The 16652-nt window shown below is 70.6% G+C and carries 14 protein-coding genes; all 14 read right to left on the reverse strand.

Annotation, left to right across the window (positions count from 1 at the left end):
* Positions 1 to 7: 7 nt before the first annotated feature.
* A complete protein-coding gene (locus K7B10_RS39600; RefSeq protein ID WP_229344562.1) occupies positions 8 to 826 on the reverse strand; it encodes a CpaE/TadZ family protein in 819 nt (272 codons plus the stop codon).
* Entirely contained in the window at positions 826 to 1551 is a 726-nt protein-coding gene (locus K7B10_RS39605; RefSeq protein WP_229344564.1) for an SAF domain-containing protein, read from the reverse strand. The genes K7B10_RS39600 and K7B10_RS39605 overlap by 1 nt, the downstream gene beginning before the upstream one ends.
* Before the next feature lie 65 nt (positions 1552 to 1616).
* On the reverse strand, positions 1617 to 1817 hold the full coding sequence (locus tag K7B10_RS39610) for a hypothetical protein (protein ID WP_229344567.1): 201 nt from the start codon (positions 1815 to 1817) through the stop codon (positions 1617 to 1619).
* A gap of 668 nt (positions 1818 to 2485) precedes the next feature.
* The gene (locus K7B10_RS39615) at positions 2486 to 3070 is read right to left on the reverse strand and encodes a hypothetical protein (protein WP_229344568.1); all 585 of its coding nucleotides are present in this window, start codon (positions 3068 to 3070) and stop codon (positions 2486 to 2488) included.
* A 395-nt stretch (positions 3071 to 3465) separates the two neighbouring features.
* Positions 3466 to 3843: a hypothetical protein gene (locus K7B10_RS39620; protein ID WP_229344569.1), complete on the reverse strand. Its 378-nt coding sequence runs from the start codon at positions 3841 to 3843 to the stop codon at positions 3466 to 3468.
* Positions 3815 to 4744 carry a replication-relaxation family protein gene (locus tag K7B10_RS39625; protein ID WP_229344570.1) on the reverse strand — a complete coding sequence of 310 codons (930 nt, stop codon included), beginning with the start codon at positions 4742 to 4744 and terminating at the stop codon, positions 3815 to 3817. Before K7B10_RS39625 ends, K7B10_RS39620 begins: the two co-directional genes overlap by 29 nt.
* Positions 4741 to 7302, reverse strand: coding sequence for a P-loop NTPase family protein (locus K7B10_RS39630; protein WP_229344572.1), 2562 nt, complete (start codon positions 7300 to 7302; stop codon positions 4741 to 4743). The genes K7B10_RS39625 and K7B10_RS39630 overlap by 4 nt, the downstream gene beginning before the upstream one ends.
* A gap of 607 nt (positions 7303 to 7909) precedes the next feature.
* Positions 7910 to 9019 carry a C40 family peptidase gene (locus K7B10_RS39635; protein ID WP_229344575.1) on the reverse strand — a complete coding sequence of 370 codons (1110 nt, stop codon included), beginning with the start codon at positions 9017 to 9019 and terminating at the stop codon, positions 7910 to 7912.
* Positions 9016 to 11418 carry a hypothetical protein gene (locus K7B10_RS39640; protein ID WP_229344577.1) on the reverse strand — a complete coding sequence of 801 codons (2403 nt, stop codon included), beginning with the start codon at positions 11416 to 11418 and terminating at the stop codon, positions 9016 to 9018. Before K7B10_RS39640 ends, K7B10_RS39635 begins: the two co-directional genes overlap by 4 nt.
* Positions 11415 to 11753, reverse strand: a complete 339-nt coding sequence (locus tag K7B10_RS39645; protein WP_229344580.1) for a hypothetical protein — start codon at positions 11751 to 11753, stop codon at positions 11415 to 11417. Before K7B10_RS39645 ends, K7B10_RS39640 begins: the two co-directional genes overlap by 4 nt.
* Complete coding sequence (locus K7B10_RS39650) at positions 11753 to 14317, reverse strand: ATP-binding protein (RefSeq protein ID WP_229345755.1); 2565 nt, start codon at positions 14315 to 14317, stop codon at positions 11753 to 11755. Before K7B10_RS39650 ends, K7B10_RS39645 begins: the two co-directional genes overlap by 1 nt.
* Positions 14317 to 14808, reverse strand: coding sequence for a hypothetical protein (locus tag K7B10_RS39655; protein ID WP_229344582.1), 492 nt, complete (start codon positions 14806 to 14808; stop codon positions 14317 to 14319). Before K7B10_RS39655 ends, K7B10_RS39650 begins: the two co-directional genes overlap by 1 nt.
* Positions 14805 to 15116, reverse strand: coding sequence for a hypothetical protein (locus K7B10_RS39660; RefSeq protein ID WP_229344585.1), 312 nt, complete (start codon positions 15114 to 15116; stop codon positions 14805 to 14807). Before K7B10_RS39660 ends, K7B10_RS39655 begins: the two co-directional genes overlap by 4 nt.
* Entirely contained in the window at positions 15113 to 16009 is an 897-nt protein-coding gene (locus K7B10_RS39665) for a conjugal transfer protein (protein WP_229344587.1), read from the reverse strand. Before K7B10_RS39665 ends, K7B10_RS39660 begins: the two co-directional genes overlap by 4 nt.
* Between the last annotated feature and the right edge of the window lie 643 nt (positions 16010 to 16652).

Below are 16652 nucleotides of genomic sequence, written 5' to 3' on the forward strand. Positions count from 1 at the left end.
CAGGGGGTTAGCGCGCACCGGTCACCACCCGTCCGGCACCTGGCCCGGCAGGCGGAGCCAAACGCGTACGGCGCACAGCCACAAGCTCCTGAATCCGCAACGCGGCCGACCGGGCCGAGCGCATCAGCTCCCCGGACTCGAAACGGCGGGGCTGCTCGGCCCCGTCCGAGAGCACCGCAGCCTCCTTCGGCCGCCACGGCAGCACCGCCGTAACCGAGATGCCCAGGTGCTTGCGGACCTCCTCCTTCGAGAACGGGCCCTCATCCACCAGCAGCATGCCCAGCTCGGTGCTCCCGCCGAGCACCTCGCGCAGCGCCTCCACACGTACCTGGGCACTCTGCAGCGACCGCAGAGTGTTACGCGCCACCACCAGGACCACGTCCGCGCCCTGCGCGAGTACCGCGGACGGGCCGAACGCCCCACGGCGGCCGAGGTCCACGATCACGTCATGCCCATGGGTTTCGATCCCCGTGAACAACTTGGCGAGCGGCCGCCACACCGGTTCCATCGCCGAGGCGTGCGCCGGGTCGTACAGCCCGGGCAGAACGAGCCGGTCACGGGTCCCGGCGTCAGTGACGTCCACCAGCTGCCGCCAGAACGCCTCACCCAACTGCCCCTGCCTCGCCGCCACCGCAAGGTTCCGCAGCCCGTGAGAGTTGTCGAGGGTGCCCTGCAGCGCGCCGGGCAGGATTGCCCCGCCGTCCGGGTCGGCCTCGGCCAGCACGACCCGGTGCTCCTGCGGCATCGGCCACGTCATCAGCAGCGCCATCGCCGCCGTGGTCACCCCCGGCGCACCCAGCCCGCCGGCCAGTGCAATGACGGTCATCAGCTGCCCCCGTCCTGCGCGGCTACGATCAGCGCAACGGCGCCGGTCGCCACGCGCGCGGCCAGCGTCGGCCCGCTGGCCGCGGGCACCGCCACGTCGACCACCACAACCCCCGTCGCCGGCGCAGCCACACCCACCTCCACCACTGTCGCCGCGAGCGTCGCCGGCGCCGTCGTATCGGCTGGCTTGCCGGCCCCTGCTGCCGCACCGGCCTGAGCCAGGTCAGGCGTCGAGACGATCAGCACCTTCTGCCCGGGCGACAGCCGCGATGCCGGAAGCTGCGACGGCTTGAGCGCGACCCCGATCAGCTGCTCGCCGGCTTTGACCAGGGAGGCAGAAGTGACCTGTCCGGGGGAGAGCAGCGAACCCGACTTCAGGGCCACGGCCGCACGCTGCCCGACCATGCCGGCCTTCTTCGCCGCGGGGACCGCCTTGACCGTAGGGTCCAGGGCGAGTGAAGCCAGAGCGAGATCGGCCTCGGTGATCACATTGCCCACCGGTACGTCCCGGGCCACCACCAGCACAGTGGACCGTTGCCCCGATGCCGTGAACAGCAGTGCGCCTGACAGGCCCCCGGCCGCGATCAGAGCGATGGACAGGGCGATCAGACCGGGGCGGCGTCGCCTCTGGCGCACCACGCGGGGAGCGGCGGCCGAGCCGTCCTGCGGGCCGGCGGGCCCGGGCAGCACCGTGCGGGGTGTCGAAGGCTGGGTGGACGTGCTCACGTGCGGTGCCTCCAGAAGAGAAGAACAGATGAGGAGAGAAGCAATGGGGGCAGAGTGCGGGGCCGCTACTGGCCGACTACCTGGACCTCGCCCACCGACACGGTGAACGGAGACTGGCGGACCTCGGTCAGCTGGCCCGTGCGGCCGCCACCGGTCACCGCCCAGTCCACGCTCCACGTGGACGTCGCCGTGCCCTTGTAGACACCGGCTGACTGCCCGGCCGACGTCGCCCGGTACAGATGCCCGCAGTCTGGCGACGGTGACATTCCGCGGCCCGCCGTGTACGGGGTACCGGGGCTCTTACAAGTCACGCTGGACCCGTCACCCATCGCCCACACGACTGACGACACCCTCGCCGTCGCAGTCACCGTGATCCCGCCCGCCGACGCCGACGCCGTATTAGGACCCCACGTCGTCGGAATCTGACTCACCCACAGCCACATCGGCACCCCGACGGTGTACCGCCCGGCCGGCCGTGGACTCGCGATCGCCGGGCCGGCGAGGAGCATGCTGTCCACCGCCCGCTGAGCAAGGACGGCCGGGTCAACGGCTTCGGCTGGCGGCTGGGCCAGCCATGCCGTGCTGTTGATGACGTATCCATCGACCGACTCAGTGGACACGCACTGCTTACGGTAGACCGCACCGTCCGCTGGCTGATGCCCTTCCCACGCTGCGCTTCCGGCGGGAGGCTGCGGGTCCAGCAGAGTATGCGTGCATACGAATTTGGGCGGGGGCCCAACTGCAGGCTTTCCTCCGGTTCCGCCCTTGCCCTGGCTGCCGGTTCTGTAGTTGCCGTCATGGCCAGGCTTGCCAGCGCACACGCTGACCCAGCCCGTAGCTCCGGCACACACGCCACCGTCGGCGTGAGCAGGGGTAGCGAGAGAGATTGCTGCCAGTGCCACTGAGGCGATGCAGGCGGGAACTCCCTTCGGTCTCAGCACGTGCGGTCCCCATGCCGGGCGAACTTCGTGAGCATCCACTGCCCCCCCTGAATCTCCGCGTTGAACTCGGTGATGTAGTGCATGGGCTGTTCCGTGGGGAAAGGCTTCACCTGCCCGCTTGCTCGATCGACGATCTTCCAAGTGGTGAGGTCGAAACAGTCGGAGATGGTGGCTGACGGACGATCGCCGGACATGCTCAACGCGGAGACCTCTGCCCGGTGACCAGGTGCGCCCTTCATCGCGGTTCCAGCCCGCTGCATGTTCTCAATGTCAGTGAGCGTCTGGTTCAGGGCGTCGCCCGACGCGAAGTTCACCAGCTTTGTGCCGTTTTCACTGCCAGCTTCGTATGCCTTGACCGACTCGGCCCAAAAGCCGTCGTAGGCCGCGAGGAGCCTGGCCTTTTCGGCGGCCTGGGGGTCGGTGGAAGCGGTGAGGGAGGTGCTCGGGCTCGCGGGAACGGCCTCGTCGTTCTTGGCGTCGGTGGTGCAGCCGGCGGTGAGGGTGGCGACGACCGCGGTGACGGCGGCGGCTGCGCGCAGCCGGGTAGTTCGGGTGTGGTGGTGTCGTGTCGTTGTCACTGAGCTACCCCCGGCTCTTCGGTTGGGTGGGTGGCGTCGTTCTTCAGGGCAGTGAAATCGCTGGTGCAAGGCATGCGGACTTCGCGGTCCGCGTTGGTGCAGGGCACCTTACGATGTCAACGTTTCAGGCTCTATGGGGTTCTTGGGGTGCAGTTGCGCGAACACTGATTTTGCGCCGGATTGCCGCTTCGTTATGTAGTAGCCCGCCTGTGAGGTGCGAGAATCGTTCTAGAGGTTGGCGGGAAAGGGTTGTTGTCGGATCATCGCTACGGAGTGGCCGGAACTCCTGATCCTGGCTGATTCTTTGCTACTAGCAATAGTTCCGGAGTGTACTTACCGCTTTTCTCACCGGGTCCTGTTCTCCGGGTCACGGTCGGGGCTGGCCGGTGAGGCGTTCACTGGCCTGGCCTTATCCGTCCAGGCGGCACACCGCGGTAGATCAGAGCGGCGATTCGGCGGTGTCTGGTGGGAGCGGCGGGCTGACGGGTCAGGGGTCGGTCCAGCCGCGGGGTCGCTGTCCTGGCTGGTGTCGCGGCGTGCTGCTGCAGTCTCGTCCTCGGGCTGTACGCGAGGCGCGGGGGGTTCTTGTCCGGTCCCGTGAACCGGTAGCCGGTGATGTCGCTGATCAGTCCGGCCTCGGTCTGGTATTCCCGCTCGTGCACCTGGTGCAGGAGGCCGTCGTCGGATCGGTTCTGGTCGTCGGCGAGGTCGGCCACGGCGAGGTTGCCGGGCGCCCGGTAGCGGTCATAGCTCGGTCCAGCCGCGCGGCTCACCACTGCCGGTGAGGGGTGTCCATACCGGGGCCTGGGGGCCGGCGGTTTCGAGGTCTTCGAGGATGGCTGCGCCGAGGGGGACGCGGGTGGCCATGCGGGCGACGAGTTCGTGTCCGGTGGCCATGCTGCGCAGGTCGGCGATGCGGTTGGTCAGGGTGGTGCGGGGGGCGCCGGTGAGGATGAACAGGATCCGGGGGAAGCGGGGGTACACGCGCTGCCACGCGAGCAGGGCGGCCTGGTCTCCCACCGTGCCGCGGCGGCTGGTGGGTTGGGGGGTGTAGTCGTGGAAGCGGGCGTAGGTGATGAGCTTGCGGGCCAGGCGCTCGCTGCTCATGGTGGCCCGGTCGATTTCCACGAATGCCCGGTACTGGAGCCGGCGGGGGCTGGTTGCGGTGTAGTGGAAGACGGCGTCTGCGACGAGCCGGTCCTCGCCCGCAGTGTCGGGGAGGCGGTGGGTGATCTCGGGGACCCAGTCTAGGGGCTGGTATTCGTCGCCGCGGGTGCGTGCGTCGGTGAGGAAGGCGACGTGGGCGCGGGCCCCGGTCAGGATGTGACCTGCGCGCAGCAGGGCTGCGGCCGGGGAGTGGATGGGGGTGGCGTTGCGTCCACGGAGCTCTGGCCATTCGGCGACGGTCTGGTGCCCGGCCGGGGTGAGGAAGTGGGCCTGCAGGCGGCCGGGGAGCGTGGTGTGGGTGATCAGCCCGTCCTCGCGCAGCGGCACCAGCACTTTGTGGATCTTGCGGGGTGGCAGGTGTGGGGTGACCATCCGGTGGAGCTGGGTGGTGGTCAGCAGCCGGTGCTGGGCGATCAGCGCGAGCACCTGGTGAGCCTGGCTGTCGCCGCTCGCCGGCTGGGAGTCCGCGCCGCCCGTGGCTGCTGCGTGATCGACGGTGGTGCTCATGCGTACTGCTCTCCTGTCTTGCCGTGGGCAGTGGCGGGGGCGAGGAAGGCCAAAACCTGCTGTTCCTGGCCGAGCGCGATCGTGGTCCGCTCGGACAGGGGCAGGGCGCCCGTTCGGGCGTGCGCGGACTTGTGGAGGGCTTTGACCTGGCCGGGCCGGGCTCGGTGGCCGACCTCGTCCAGCGCGGGCCCGCGCACCGGCAGCGGGCCGATCCGCGTGCCTTCCACGGTGAATGACGCGTAGTGCTGCCAGCGAGGCAGTGCGGCGATGTCGGCGGGGGTGACGGTGGTGGTGGGCCACTGGGCGGTGATCTGGGCAATAGCCTCGGCCGATCCGGCCGTGGTGGACAGGCAGGATGCGTTTTGCATAAGGGCGGCGCGGGTCGATGGGCTGAGCCGGTGCAGAAGCTGGGTCATGCCGTGCAGCCGGCACCCGAACTTCCTCAGCTGTTCGGTGATCTCCGCCAGCACTGTTGTGGATCCGTGGTCCAGGCTGATCAGCTCGTCCAGGTAGAAACGGAACGGGCGCCGAGCCTTCTCGGGTAGATCGCGGCGGGAGAGGCCCGCGCGCAGGAAGTCGTGGACGATCAGGGAGATCAGCAGCCGGTCGGTGGGTCCGGTGCCGGGCGGGCAGAGCCACAGCACCTGGCCTTCGTCCATCGCCTGCCGGATGTCGTATCCGCTGGCAGGGCATCCCAGGAAGCCCCGTACGACCGGGGAGGCCCCCAGGCGCTCCAGAGGGTTGAGGACGGTCAGCAGGCTCTCGCGGGGAAGGTCGGGGAAGCTGTCCGTCCACCACCTGCGCGCCTCGTCGTCTAAGACCGCGACGACGGCCTGCCGGAACCGGGTGGCAGTGAGGAGGGCGGTGATCTGGAAGATGGTGGCCTGCCGCTGCTGATTGTCGGCGGCGACAGCCCGGGTGTTGACGGCCACCAGAGCTTCGACGGCTTTCGTCAGGATGGTCAGCGCCCGCGGAGCCGTAACGTCCCCCCAGCCCAGAGCTCCGGCGAATGCCTCGACGACGGCCGCGCACACCTCGTGTGGTGGACGCTGGTGGCTCATGTCCAGCAGGTTCCAGCAGCCGAGCAGGTCGGTGTCCTTGTGGACGGTCAGATCGAACAGGGAGACGCGGTCGATGAGGTCCTCGTGGGCGAGGTAGCGGGCGACGTCGGCGAAGCTGTCGCCGTGCGGGTCCACGAACGCCAGCCCCCGCCCGTTGTGGGCGCTGGCGAGGGCGTGGACCTGGGCGCGGGTGGTCTTGCCCCACCCTGCCTTGCCCGACTGGACCTCGAACAGGGTGTCGTCCTCGTGCGTGGCCAGCAGCCGCTCGCGTCCGTCCGGCCCCCGGTACCAGCCCTGAGGCAGCAGATCCGCCCCAACCTCGTACGTCGGCATGTCGCTCTCCATCAGCGGCACCCGCGCTGTGCCGCTTACAGGCTTGAGGAATCCCGCGAGTTCCTCGATGTGCGCCCACCCGCCACAAGCCGGCCGCATCAGCGCGAGCTTCCACTGCTCATCGAACCGCCGGCGCCAGGGCCGCCGGTCCGGACCGAACCGGATCGGTCCCAGCGACCAGCCCAGCGACGTCAGCCGCGACGGCCCGGCGAAGACATCCATTGCGGCACTGATCCGGGCCAGCCGGGCCTGCGCACGCCCATCCTCGTTGGACGCACACCGCACGAGGATCTGCACCCGCACCAACCCGGGGCTGTGGGCGAGTTTGCCCAGGACCTTCTCCCGGCCCGCGCGGCGAGGCTGCGGCGACATCACCATCCGCCCCCGCGGCCGGCCCCGCCACTGCGTGGGATCCAGCAGCCTGCCCATGACGCCCGCAACGCCGTCGTCGCTCTCGCTGATCATCCACCGCGCATCACGCTGCGCTTCACGGCGGGCCTGCGCCCGGTCGCGGTGCATGGCCTGGGCACGGCGCGCAGCGAGGTGCCATCGCGGGGCAGGGGAGAGGTCCACGCACACCTCGGCGAGGTCGCCGCACTCGGCCTGCAGATCACCCACGGCGTCCAGCAGCGGCTGGAGCGGGTCGGGGTCCAGCGGGACTTCCCGCAGGCGTGATCCCGGTTCGCCATGCAGAGTCAGCACCGCCCGCACGACGTGGCGTCGGTGCTTGTCCGCGACCGGCGGAACCTCCTCGACCTCCACTCGAGGCCCGAACGGGGTCCGAGCCAGCAGCGCGTACGCGCTGGCCGGGGCCTCGATCCGGTGGGTCAGGACGCGGATGCCGTCGGCTCGCAGACGCACGCGCACCGACTGGGCCCGGCGCGGCGTCCACCACGGCCCCGACCCGGCCGCCCGCACCAACTGCATCCCTTGGCGCCAGATCTGCTCACTGTCGGGCTCGAACGCCGCCGCGGGGATCAATTCCAGGCAGGTCCGCTGAGACAGCGCCTTTGCGGCCAGCCGCCGCTGCAGATACTCCCAACCAGCCCAGGCGGCCGCGCCGAGCAGGGCCAGCCACCAGACATTGACCATGGCCCATTGCGCTACCGCTTCTAAGGCCTCGATGAGTGCGGCGGCTGCGCGGGCGCTGCCGACGGCTGCCATGTACGCTTCCATGATCCTTTTTCGTTCTGTGTGTAGAGGAGAGTGGCGGGGCGTCCGTCGAGAAGGGTTCCGGCTGGGTCGGCTCCGGCCCATACCAGCCGCACCACCGCTCCCAGTTGGCCGTCGGCTGCGTTGAGGTTGCGGCGGGCGGTGGCGGCCTGGATCCGCACCCGCGTGTATCCGACGGTCTCGGCCAGCCACGCGGCACGCCCCGCATCGAGCAGTGCGCGCTCGTCGTCGGGCGCAAGGTCAGGGCTGCTGACCCGGTCCAGGGCTCGCTGGATGAGCGGGTCGGCTGCCGGACCGGATCCGGGAGGTGGGAGCTCCCCTGGTGTGCTGTTCACCCGGGGTGCTGGTCCGTCGGGCTGCGGGCTGGCCTTCGGGATTGTAGGTACGGCCTGGGTACCCGGGCTGGCGGCGGCCCGGGAGGGCGACGGCAGGGCCAGGCCGGCACTGGCCGCCGGGGCCGGTGCCGGTGCTGCCTCCTGGTACGGAGCGGCTTGCTGGGCGGGGCCGGTGTGGTGCAGGCCCGTGTAGGTGAGCAGCGCTCCGGCGGTGGCGAGGGCGAGGGCGGCGGCGAGCGGGCGGCCCCCGCCCCGTGGGGATTTCACAGGAGCCTCGTTCCGCCCGCGTAGTCGGGCATGGCGCTGACGGGGTCGATGCGGATCTGTTTACCGGGGCGGGGGGCGTTGATCATCTGTCCGTCGCCGAGGTAGATCCCGACGTGGTGGATGGTGGCGTCCGCGGTGGGGCTGTAGCCGTAAAAGATGAGGTCACCGGGCTGCAGTGCCGAGAGGCCGGCGGAGGCGGGGATGCGCTCTCCGGCGCCGGCCTGCTCGGCTGCGGTGCGTGGCAGGTTGATGCCGGCTTTGGCGTAGGCGTACTGGGTCAGCCCGGAGCAGTCGAAGCCGGTGACGGTGCGGCCGTCCTGCCCGCCGGGGGAGCAGCAGATTCCGGTGCTGGGTCCGTCGGGGCCGCCGCCGCCCCAGGAGTAGGGGATGCCCTGTTGGGCCAGTGCGGCCTGGATGACCACGCCCGCGTTGCCGGTCGGGGTGTTGGGGGTGGTGCCGAGGGCGTCGTAGCGGTCGATGCCGCTGATCACGTCGTCTACGTACGCCCACGATTGGTTGTAGGTGTGGATGGCGGCGCGGAGCTGGTCGCGGTCGGTGAGGTCGCGGCCGTTGCCGCACAGGTAGACGGCGGCCGCGGTGGCGGCGTCGTCCGCGTTGTGGGGCGAGGTGGTCCCGTCGCCGTTGCCGTCCTTGCCGTAGGCGCGGAACGTCTGCGGCAGGAACTGGAACGGGCCGACCGCCCGTTCGTAGGTGGCATCTCCGTCCCATGTGCCGCCGTCGGTGTCGGGGATCGCGGTGGTGTTGCCTCCGGCGCCGGAGCCGTCGAGGCGGGGCCCGGTGATCGGCGGGGTGATGTCCCCGGTCGAGGCGATCTGCCGTCCTGCGCCATGGTCGGACTCGACGCGGGCGATCCCGGCGAGGATCTGCCAGCGCATGCCGCGGCAGCCGGGCACATAGGCGGTGACCTGCGAAGCGCTGGTGAGGTAGGCGGCCAGCATTCGTGCAGGGATTCCGGCCGCGGCGGCGTCCACTCGGTCCTGGCGGGCGGATGGTCCGGCGGCGGCAACCAGTAGGACCGGGGCTGTGCAGCACGCTGCCACGGCCAGCAGCAGCACGACCAGGCAGCCAGCCTGCGTCTTCCTCACGGGGTTCCTCCTTCCTGATCGCCTCGCAGGCTCCGGCGTTGCCGGTTCATCGCCGCGCGTAGCCGATCGGCGTTCGCTCCAGCCTGGTCGGCGGCCGGGGTTGCGGGAGTTGCGCCGCTTCCGCGGTGTGCGCTCTGGGCCGGTCGGCCCGTCGCCGACCTTCCGCTGCCGGTCTTGGGCGTGTGTAGGGTCCGCCGGACCGTGGCCTGGCCGGCTGCTCGAGCCGGGGCGGTGGACGCTGTGGTGCCAGGGTGGTCGGGGCGGCTGATGGTGGTCCGCGGCACGGGTGCGCGTCCGGTCGTGGCGGGGGCGGTGTAGACGGCGGCGCTGATCGCGGTGTCGCGCACGGCACGCCCGGTGTGGACTGCACCCTGACCCACGGCCTGTCCGGCCTTTACGGTGCCGGTGACGACGGGCTGCCATCCGGCGGTGTCCTCGCGGACCCGGTTAGCGCTCACCAGCAGCTGGGTGCGGACGTCCTCGGTGAACTCGCTGGCCTTGCCTTTCGCTGTGTGCACGGTGCGGGGCAGACCCAAGGTCGCCGCGTAGGCGGCCCGGCCGGCGCGGTGGGCGATGCGGTACCCGCGCAGCCGCGACGCGCGGGAGTGCAGCCGGGACGACAGCAGGGGGCGGTCGGTGGCCGGGTCGTGCAGGATTTCGCCGGTCCACTTGTCCACCTGCACTTCGCCTTCCGCAGCACGGGCACCACCGGATGCGGCGTGTGCGCGCACGGCTTCCAGCACCTGAGCTGCGGGGTGGCGCGGTCCTGGCTTGGGCCCGATGAGTGCGGCGTGGGCGCCGCGCATCGCCAGGGACAGCGGCGCAAGTCCCGTACGGACCGCGCCGCGTGCCTCGGCGACAGCCCGGCCGATCGACAACGGTGCCGTGCTGCGGGTACCTGCCAGGCCCAGGGCGAGACCGGCGCCGCGGTAGCCGATGCCGGAGAGCCTGGCGTACTGCATGCGCATGGTCACCCTGCGGCCTAGCGAGGTGGCGCTGCCCGCGATGCGCTTGTGCATGGTCAGGAAGGCGATGGCGAGGGCGTCGAGGAGCAGGAGCCGCTCGGCCATCACGTCCGGCCCGCTGTCCGACAGCAACACGCCGGCCGCGATCCCGAAGAGCGGCAGGCCCACAGCGGTGGCGAAGGTGACCAGCGCCGAGGTGACCATGACCCCCGTCCACCGCCACAGCAGTGTCCGTGTGGGGCCGGGCAGCATCGCCAGTACCCACACCACCGGTCCCGCTGCGGCAGCGGCGGCGTCCGCGCCCTGCGCACCAAGCATGACCAGCGCCATCGAGACGACCATGGCCGCGACGACCAGACAGGCCACCAGCAGGGCCAGGGCGCCAAAGGCACGATCCCAGCTGGGAGACTTCGCGTATGCGGCGGCGGCCTTGCCGACCGGTCCGGCCTTCTCCAGCTCAGCCATGAGCGTGCCGAGGTCCGCAGACGCTGCGCGCTCGGCCTCCTTGCTGTGGCAGTAATCCTTGGCCGGGCCCGGCAGGATGTTGCACTTCTTCGCCGCGTCGGGGCCGGGGGGCTCGCTATTCTTCTTGATCCACTCCCGGTGCGCCTGGTAGGCGTCCTTGTCCTTGTTCGGGTCCAGGATCTGCCCGTACTGCAGGAGCATGTATGGCTTGACGACCAGCGCGTCGGTCAGCGCGTCCTGGAGAGGCCGGGTTACGGCTACCGCCTGCATGCTGGAGCTCTGGCAGGTATCGCGTGTAGGACCGGCGATCATGTTGCAGGGGTCGGAGGACGTCTTGTTGCCGAAGTAGCTGCTGGTGGTGATGGACGCGACCTCGATCGCGGCCTGATGGGTGATGTCCAGCGGTCCGTCCCGGCCCAGCAGGTAGTCAGGGCGGACGAACGCGCTCGCGGCCAGGGCCCCGATCACGAGGGTGGCGGCGAGCTGTCCCAACCCGCTTGCTGCCTTGCCCCGCATGAAGAGGACGAGTCCGAAGACGAACCCCCAGGCCAGCGTCAGTCCTTTGAGACCGAGCGCGTCCACCACATGCGTCTGGTAGGCGTCGGCGAGGTGCTGCGCGGGGCCGGTCAGCAGGGCCAGCAGCGGGAAGCGGAAGGCGAAGGCGATCAGCCAGCAGCACATTCCCACCAGGAGTCGCGCCAGCGCGAACAGCCCGGACATCACTAGGACTTGCAGTTGCCCGACCATGTTGAATGAGCTGCCGCCGTCGGCGTCCAGCTGATAAGCATCCAGCCGTCCGCCCTCGGCTGTCACCACGTTGAACGGGGCGAGCAGTCCGCTCCCACCGGCGTCCGCGTTGCCGTCTGCGGCCCATGCCACCGCTGTGTTGGTCACGAGGAACACGACGGTGAGCAGGGCAAGGAGTCCGGCTGCGCGCAGCGTGCCGCGGTCGATGCGGATCCCGCTCATCGGGTCCGCCGCTCGACGGTCAGGGCCAGGGCGATGGCCGCAGAAATGGCGACGGTGGCAAACACCATCAGCCCGTTGTGGCCGTCGCGTGCGGCGGGGACCGCGGTGGCGGCCCAAGACGTTCCGGTCACCGTGGCGGCCGTTGCGGGGCCGCGGGTGCACCAGTCATGGGCAGGGCCGATCACCAGGGCACAGGGCTCGCTGTCCGAAGCACCGGCAGGTACCGCCGTGTTCGGCGACTGCCACCGCGGGGGGTGGGCCCAGGCAGAGACGATGCCGGTGAGGAGGAGCAGGACGAGGGCGGCGGTGAGCCGTAGTCGCAGGTTTGTGTTCATCAAGGGGTCCCCCCGTGGGACGCGGCGGCGGGCGGGCGGCCGGGCGTGGTGAACAGTTGTTCGCGCAGCCGGGGCACCTCGGGTGCGATTACCTGGATCCGGCCGACCTGTATACGGGGATCGCGCAACAGCATCTCGCCTTCCCGGCCGGCCTGGCCGACGGGGGAGAGTCCGGTGGTCACCAGCCGCAGCAGGTCCTCGTCGTCGCCGTCCAGGCCGAGGAATCGCAAGCCCTTGGCTGCGCGGGTGCGGTCGGTGGTGCGGGCGAGGTACCGGTAGGCGACCAGGCCGGCATCTTTGCCGAGTTCCTCTTCGTCATGGGCGCCGAGGAAGACCCCAGCGCCATGCTTGCGGCCGTCGTGCAGGATCTCGTGGACGAGCGCGGCGCCCTCGGCCGAGGACGTCAGCCAGTACACCTCGTCGAGTGAGACCAGGCAGAACCGGGTGGGGTCGGTGAAGGCGGCCTGCCGGGCGATGGCGGCCAGAAGGTAGAGCACGGCCCGCCCGACCAGTGCTTCCAGGGGCTGCTGGCGCAACACCTCGGCGTCGGCGAACGCCTCGCGCGGCGGGAGGGTCAGACCGGCAGTGGTGACCACGACCATGTCCGCACCCAGGTCACCGGTCACGCTCACCACCGGCAGAGCCGAATCGAACACCATCGCAGCCAGCGGGTTCGAGGCGACAATGCGCAGCAGGTCAGCCATGGTGGCTGCCGCGTCCGCACGGCTCCCGCCCGCCGACGCGAGCGCGGAAAGGACCCCGAGGACCTTGCCCATCGATGGCTCGGACCCGCCGGCCACATCCTCGACGGCGTGGTGGAGAACCGCGCCAGCCGCGCTCATCGCCCCGACACCCAGCTGCAGGGTCAGATAGGACAGGGCGTAGTGGGCGCCGACCGCGCCGCCGAATACCCGCAGTGGGTCGATCGACAGCTGCGCCTGGGCAGCGTCGATGACTTGGCTGCGGTCCCCCATTGAAGTCTTGGCGAAACGGGACCATTCGCGAAGGGGGGTGCGGTCGATGACGATGGCCTGCCCGCCGCGATCCACGATCGCGGCGGCGATGAGTTTCTCCAGCGTGCTCTTCCCGGAGCCCAGCTCACCGATCACCGCGCTGGATGCGGAGGCGTTGACCTGGGGGGCGTCGGCGGGGTTAAGGAGTACCGGGCGCAGGGTGCCGCAGTCTAGGTCACGGCCGATCAGGATCCCGGCCGGGTCACCCACCCGCGAGAGTGTCAGCGCCCCGCACGCCGCCCAGTCCTCCGACAGCTGATGCTGCGTGAACTGGACCAGCTTCGGCGCCCGCACCCCGCCCGGCAAGCCGAGGACGAAGAGCTCTTCCTGCATGCCGATCGGCCGCACCGCCCGGTAGTCACCCGACGCCAAAGCCGCCGACAGCGCCCGCGCCCGCCTGTCACACGTAGCCGCATCCGGACCCCACACGGTGAGCACCGTCACCGACTGCACCTCCACCTCCACCGACGTACGCGCCATCCGCGCGTCCTGCTCCTCCAGATCTCCGGCCGCCTCCGGCAGCGAATGCGGCATCCCGGTCGGCTGCGCCCCGTACTGCCCGGCCTGGTCCAGCAGCTCCCGCTTCTTGCGCTGCACCTGAGCCCGCGCCTTCTTCGCCGCCACCACCCGCAGATCCACGCTCACGTCCACGGGAAACGGCAGGCCCTCCAGCTGCGCCAGGACGTCAGCGGCATCCGCAGCGACCGCGGGCGGGAGTTCAGCGAGGACCAGATGGGCCTGGTAGCCGGTCCCGGCCTCCGACTCGACCCGAAGCCACAGCCGGCCCAAAGGAGATACCGCCGCAGCCGAGCGCCACCAAGAACCCGCGCTGTGCCGCTTGCGGTCTTCGGGCCTGTGCTCTTGGCCGCCCTCGGCCAGACGAACCTGGCCCAAGTCGGCGTACGAGGGAGACAGGAGCTGCCCGCCGTGGATCCGGCTTCCGTACAGCGGGCTCGCCGCGGCATCGGACAGCAGCGGCTCCTCCAGCCCGCGGTACACCGCGTGCTGCACCATCCACACAATTTCGGCGGGCGATGCTGGGCGCAGGGCCAGGCCTCCGCTTAGCGACGTCTGCAGCCGCTCCGCCGCCTTGCGCGCGGCCCGCACGTCGCCCTGCGACACGGGTACGGGCGACAGACCGAGAGCGGCGGACACCTCCGCGTAAACCGCGCCCAAGGCACCCGCGGCGGCGCCTGCCTTTCCCGGCAGCGGGACGGCGAGCCACACGGTCCGCTCATGCATCTCCTGCCCGTTGAGCAGGTCGATACCAGCAGCGCAGACCTCCGCCCACGCGGGCAGCCGCTGCCAGTCGACGCCTTCCACCATCCTCTCGGCGACCTCACTGGGATCGGTCCGCGCAGCGAGCACGAACAGCCTCGGTTCCATGCCGGGCATCGACCGCACCAGCGAGGTAATCCGGCCCAGCAGCTCCTGGCGGACCGGGCCAGGGAGGTATCCGCCCGTAAGGGGCTCCACCCGCCACACCGCCCACACTCCACCGGACGGCGCCCACAAGAGGTGTCCAGCGACGTGCCGGAAGGGCGTCCGCATCATGCTGCCCTCCCCGCACCCGCCGCACCGGCCAGGAGCCGGTCAAGGCCGGAGCCGGCCGCCCGCACACCCACCACCGTGTCCACCGCCACCGCGGCGGGCGCCGACACCAAGGCGGGCGCAGGTTCGATGACAAAGCAGCCGCCGAAGTGGGATGGCCGCCGGTCCCGGGCCACTCGGCCGCCGATCCGGCCCGCCGGGTGCCGCGTCAGCACGGCCACAGCGCCCAGCAGCGCGGTGAAGGGGTTCTGCCCGGCGATCTGCGCACCGCGCACCGCCCACACCGACACGAGCCACACGATGACCGGCACCGGCCCTGCCCACGACCACCAGTCGAACGTCTCGATCAGCCCCAGCGCACCGCCGCCGAGAACGACCAGCTGCGCCGGGGTATACGGGCCGAACGGGATGACCCAGTCACTCAGCCTGCCCAGCACCCACGGGTGGCGCCGCGCACCGGTGTACGAGCGGACGACCCTCTGTCCGTTCACAGCACGAACCTGTCGCTGAGCCGGGACGGGTCGATGACGACGACCACGGCACCAGAACTGTTGGCCGGGTGCTGGACCTCGTCGGTGAACATGTCCGACAGGTCGTTGCGAGCCTTGTAAATGCCGAGAACGATGATCATCCCGATGACCGCACCGATGGCGGCCTTCATCGACATCTGGCGGGCGATCTGTACGATCACGAGCACGATCAAAATGGCGACCAACCCGGCGCCGCCCCAGTCGGTCACAGTCTTGATGAGCGAGTCACCCAGCTCATCGAGCTTGCCGGCAAGCATCAGCGACTTCACTGCGCACCTGCCTGGGCGGAGGCGGCCGGAGTCGGAGCCGACGACGCGGTGCCGGCGTCCAGCGCGCTGACTTCCCAGCGTCCGGCCCGCGTGGTCATCTCGAGTCGGTAGACCAGCGGCCATCGGCTGCCCGCCCGGTCCTCACCGGACACCCGGACTCGCACGCGCGCGCGGACACCGTCCCCGGGGACAGCGTTGGCGGCCGCCCGATCGGTGTCGGCGGCGACCTCCTCGACGTCCACCCGCGCATACGCCGCAGCAGTCGGGGTTGACAGCCGCACACCCGGGGAGAGGTAACGCTCCAGGGCGGTGGCCTGTCCGCCGGCGAGGTAGGCCCGCAGAAACTCGCCAACCGTCGTGCCCAGCGTGTCGCCGGCGGGGACGGGACGCGTGTAAGGAGAAGCGGGAGCCGGAGCCGTGTCAGGCGGGGCGACTTCAGCCGGGGATCCGGTGACGGTGACCGGGCTGCCGTTCTGCCCGCCGGTCCCCGACACCGCGAAGTACCGCGCCACCGCGAAGGTGTCCGATGTGCGCTCGGACGCCTGGCCGGTGGACGGTGAGGGGGTATGGGCGGTGTCGGTGAGGACTGCCACCACGACTGTCCACCCGCCCGGCGTAGACGTGGTACGCACCGGCACGACACGCAGCGAATCGGAACCGGGTGCTGCCGACTCAGTGCGGGCCCGCCTGGGCAGGTCCGCGGCGGGGGCCATGGCACGCACCGTAGTGGCCACGGGGCTGTCGGGTGAGGCGGCGTCAGCGCGCAGCCACAGGTCCACGAACACCGCTGCCGTACCGGCCGCATCGGCCACCAGGCGCGGCGCCCCGGCAGGCTGGGCGGCGGGTACCGCCTGGGCGGCGGTGCCATGGGGAACAACGAGGACGGTGGCCAAGGCCAGAGGGCCGGCAGCCATCGCCGCCCACACTCCGATCCGGGTCAGATGCGGGTCGCGCGAGATGGCGAGGCGGACCGGGACGGTCTCAGGGCGCGAGCGGCGCAGCGGCTGCGCAGCCGCCAGGCGGGGGGCCGACTGAACGCGGCGGCGGGGGACAGGGGGCATCGGTGTGCCTTCCGTGGGGTGCTGGTTGTGCTTGCACTCCACGAAACGGCGACGTCCTCACCGCCCGACTTACCGTCACCAGCCTTGCGCCGTCACGGGACAACAACGCTTCGAGTGGTGAGCTCACTGGTGACTCACCACTGCCACGGCAAACCTCCCCACCGCAGGTCACAGCTCTGAACGCGGGAAACTCACCGACCCTTTCGGCTGGACCGGAGGGAGTTCACCGCCACACTCACCGGTCGCGGCTGGCTCGCCGATGTCTTCGGGGCCGACTGCGGGCAGAGGGTGGTGCTCGGGGGCGTTCGACTGCCTGTCCCATGGCGTCGCAGGCAGGCACCTCGAAGGCAGCGAATGACCAGCCACGAGGAGAGGCAGGCCTGCCGAACGCTTCCAAGCCGCCTTCCCCAAGTACGTACACAGCTACCGAAACAGTGGGTACCGTCCCAGGTGTCGACCCGAGAAGGGAGTTCCG

It is taken from the genome of Streptomyces flavotricini, assembly GCF_020639365.1.
GTDB lineage: Bacteria > Actinomycetota > Actinomycetes > Streptomycetales > Streptomycetaceae > Streptomyces > Streptomyces flavotricini.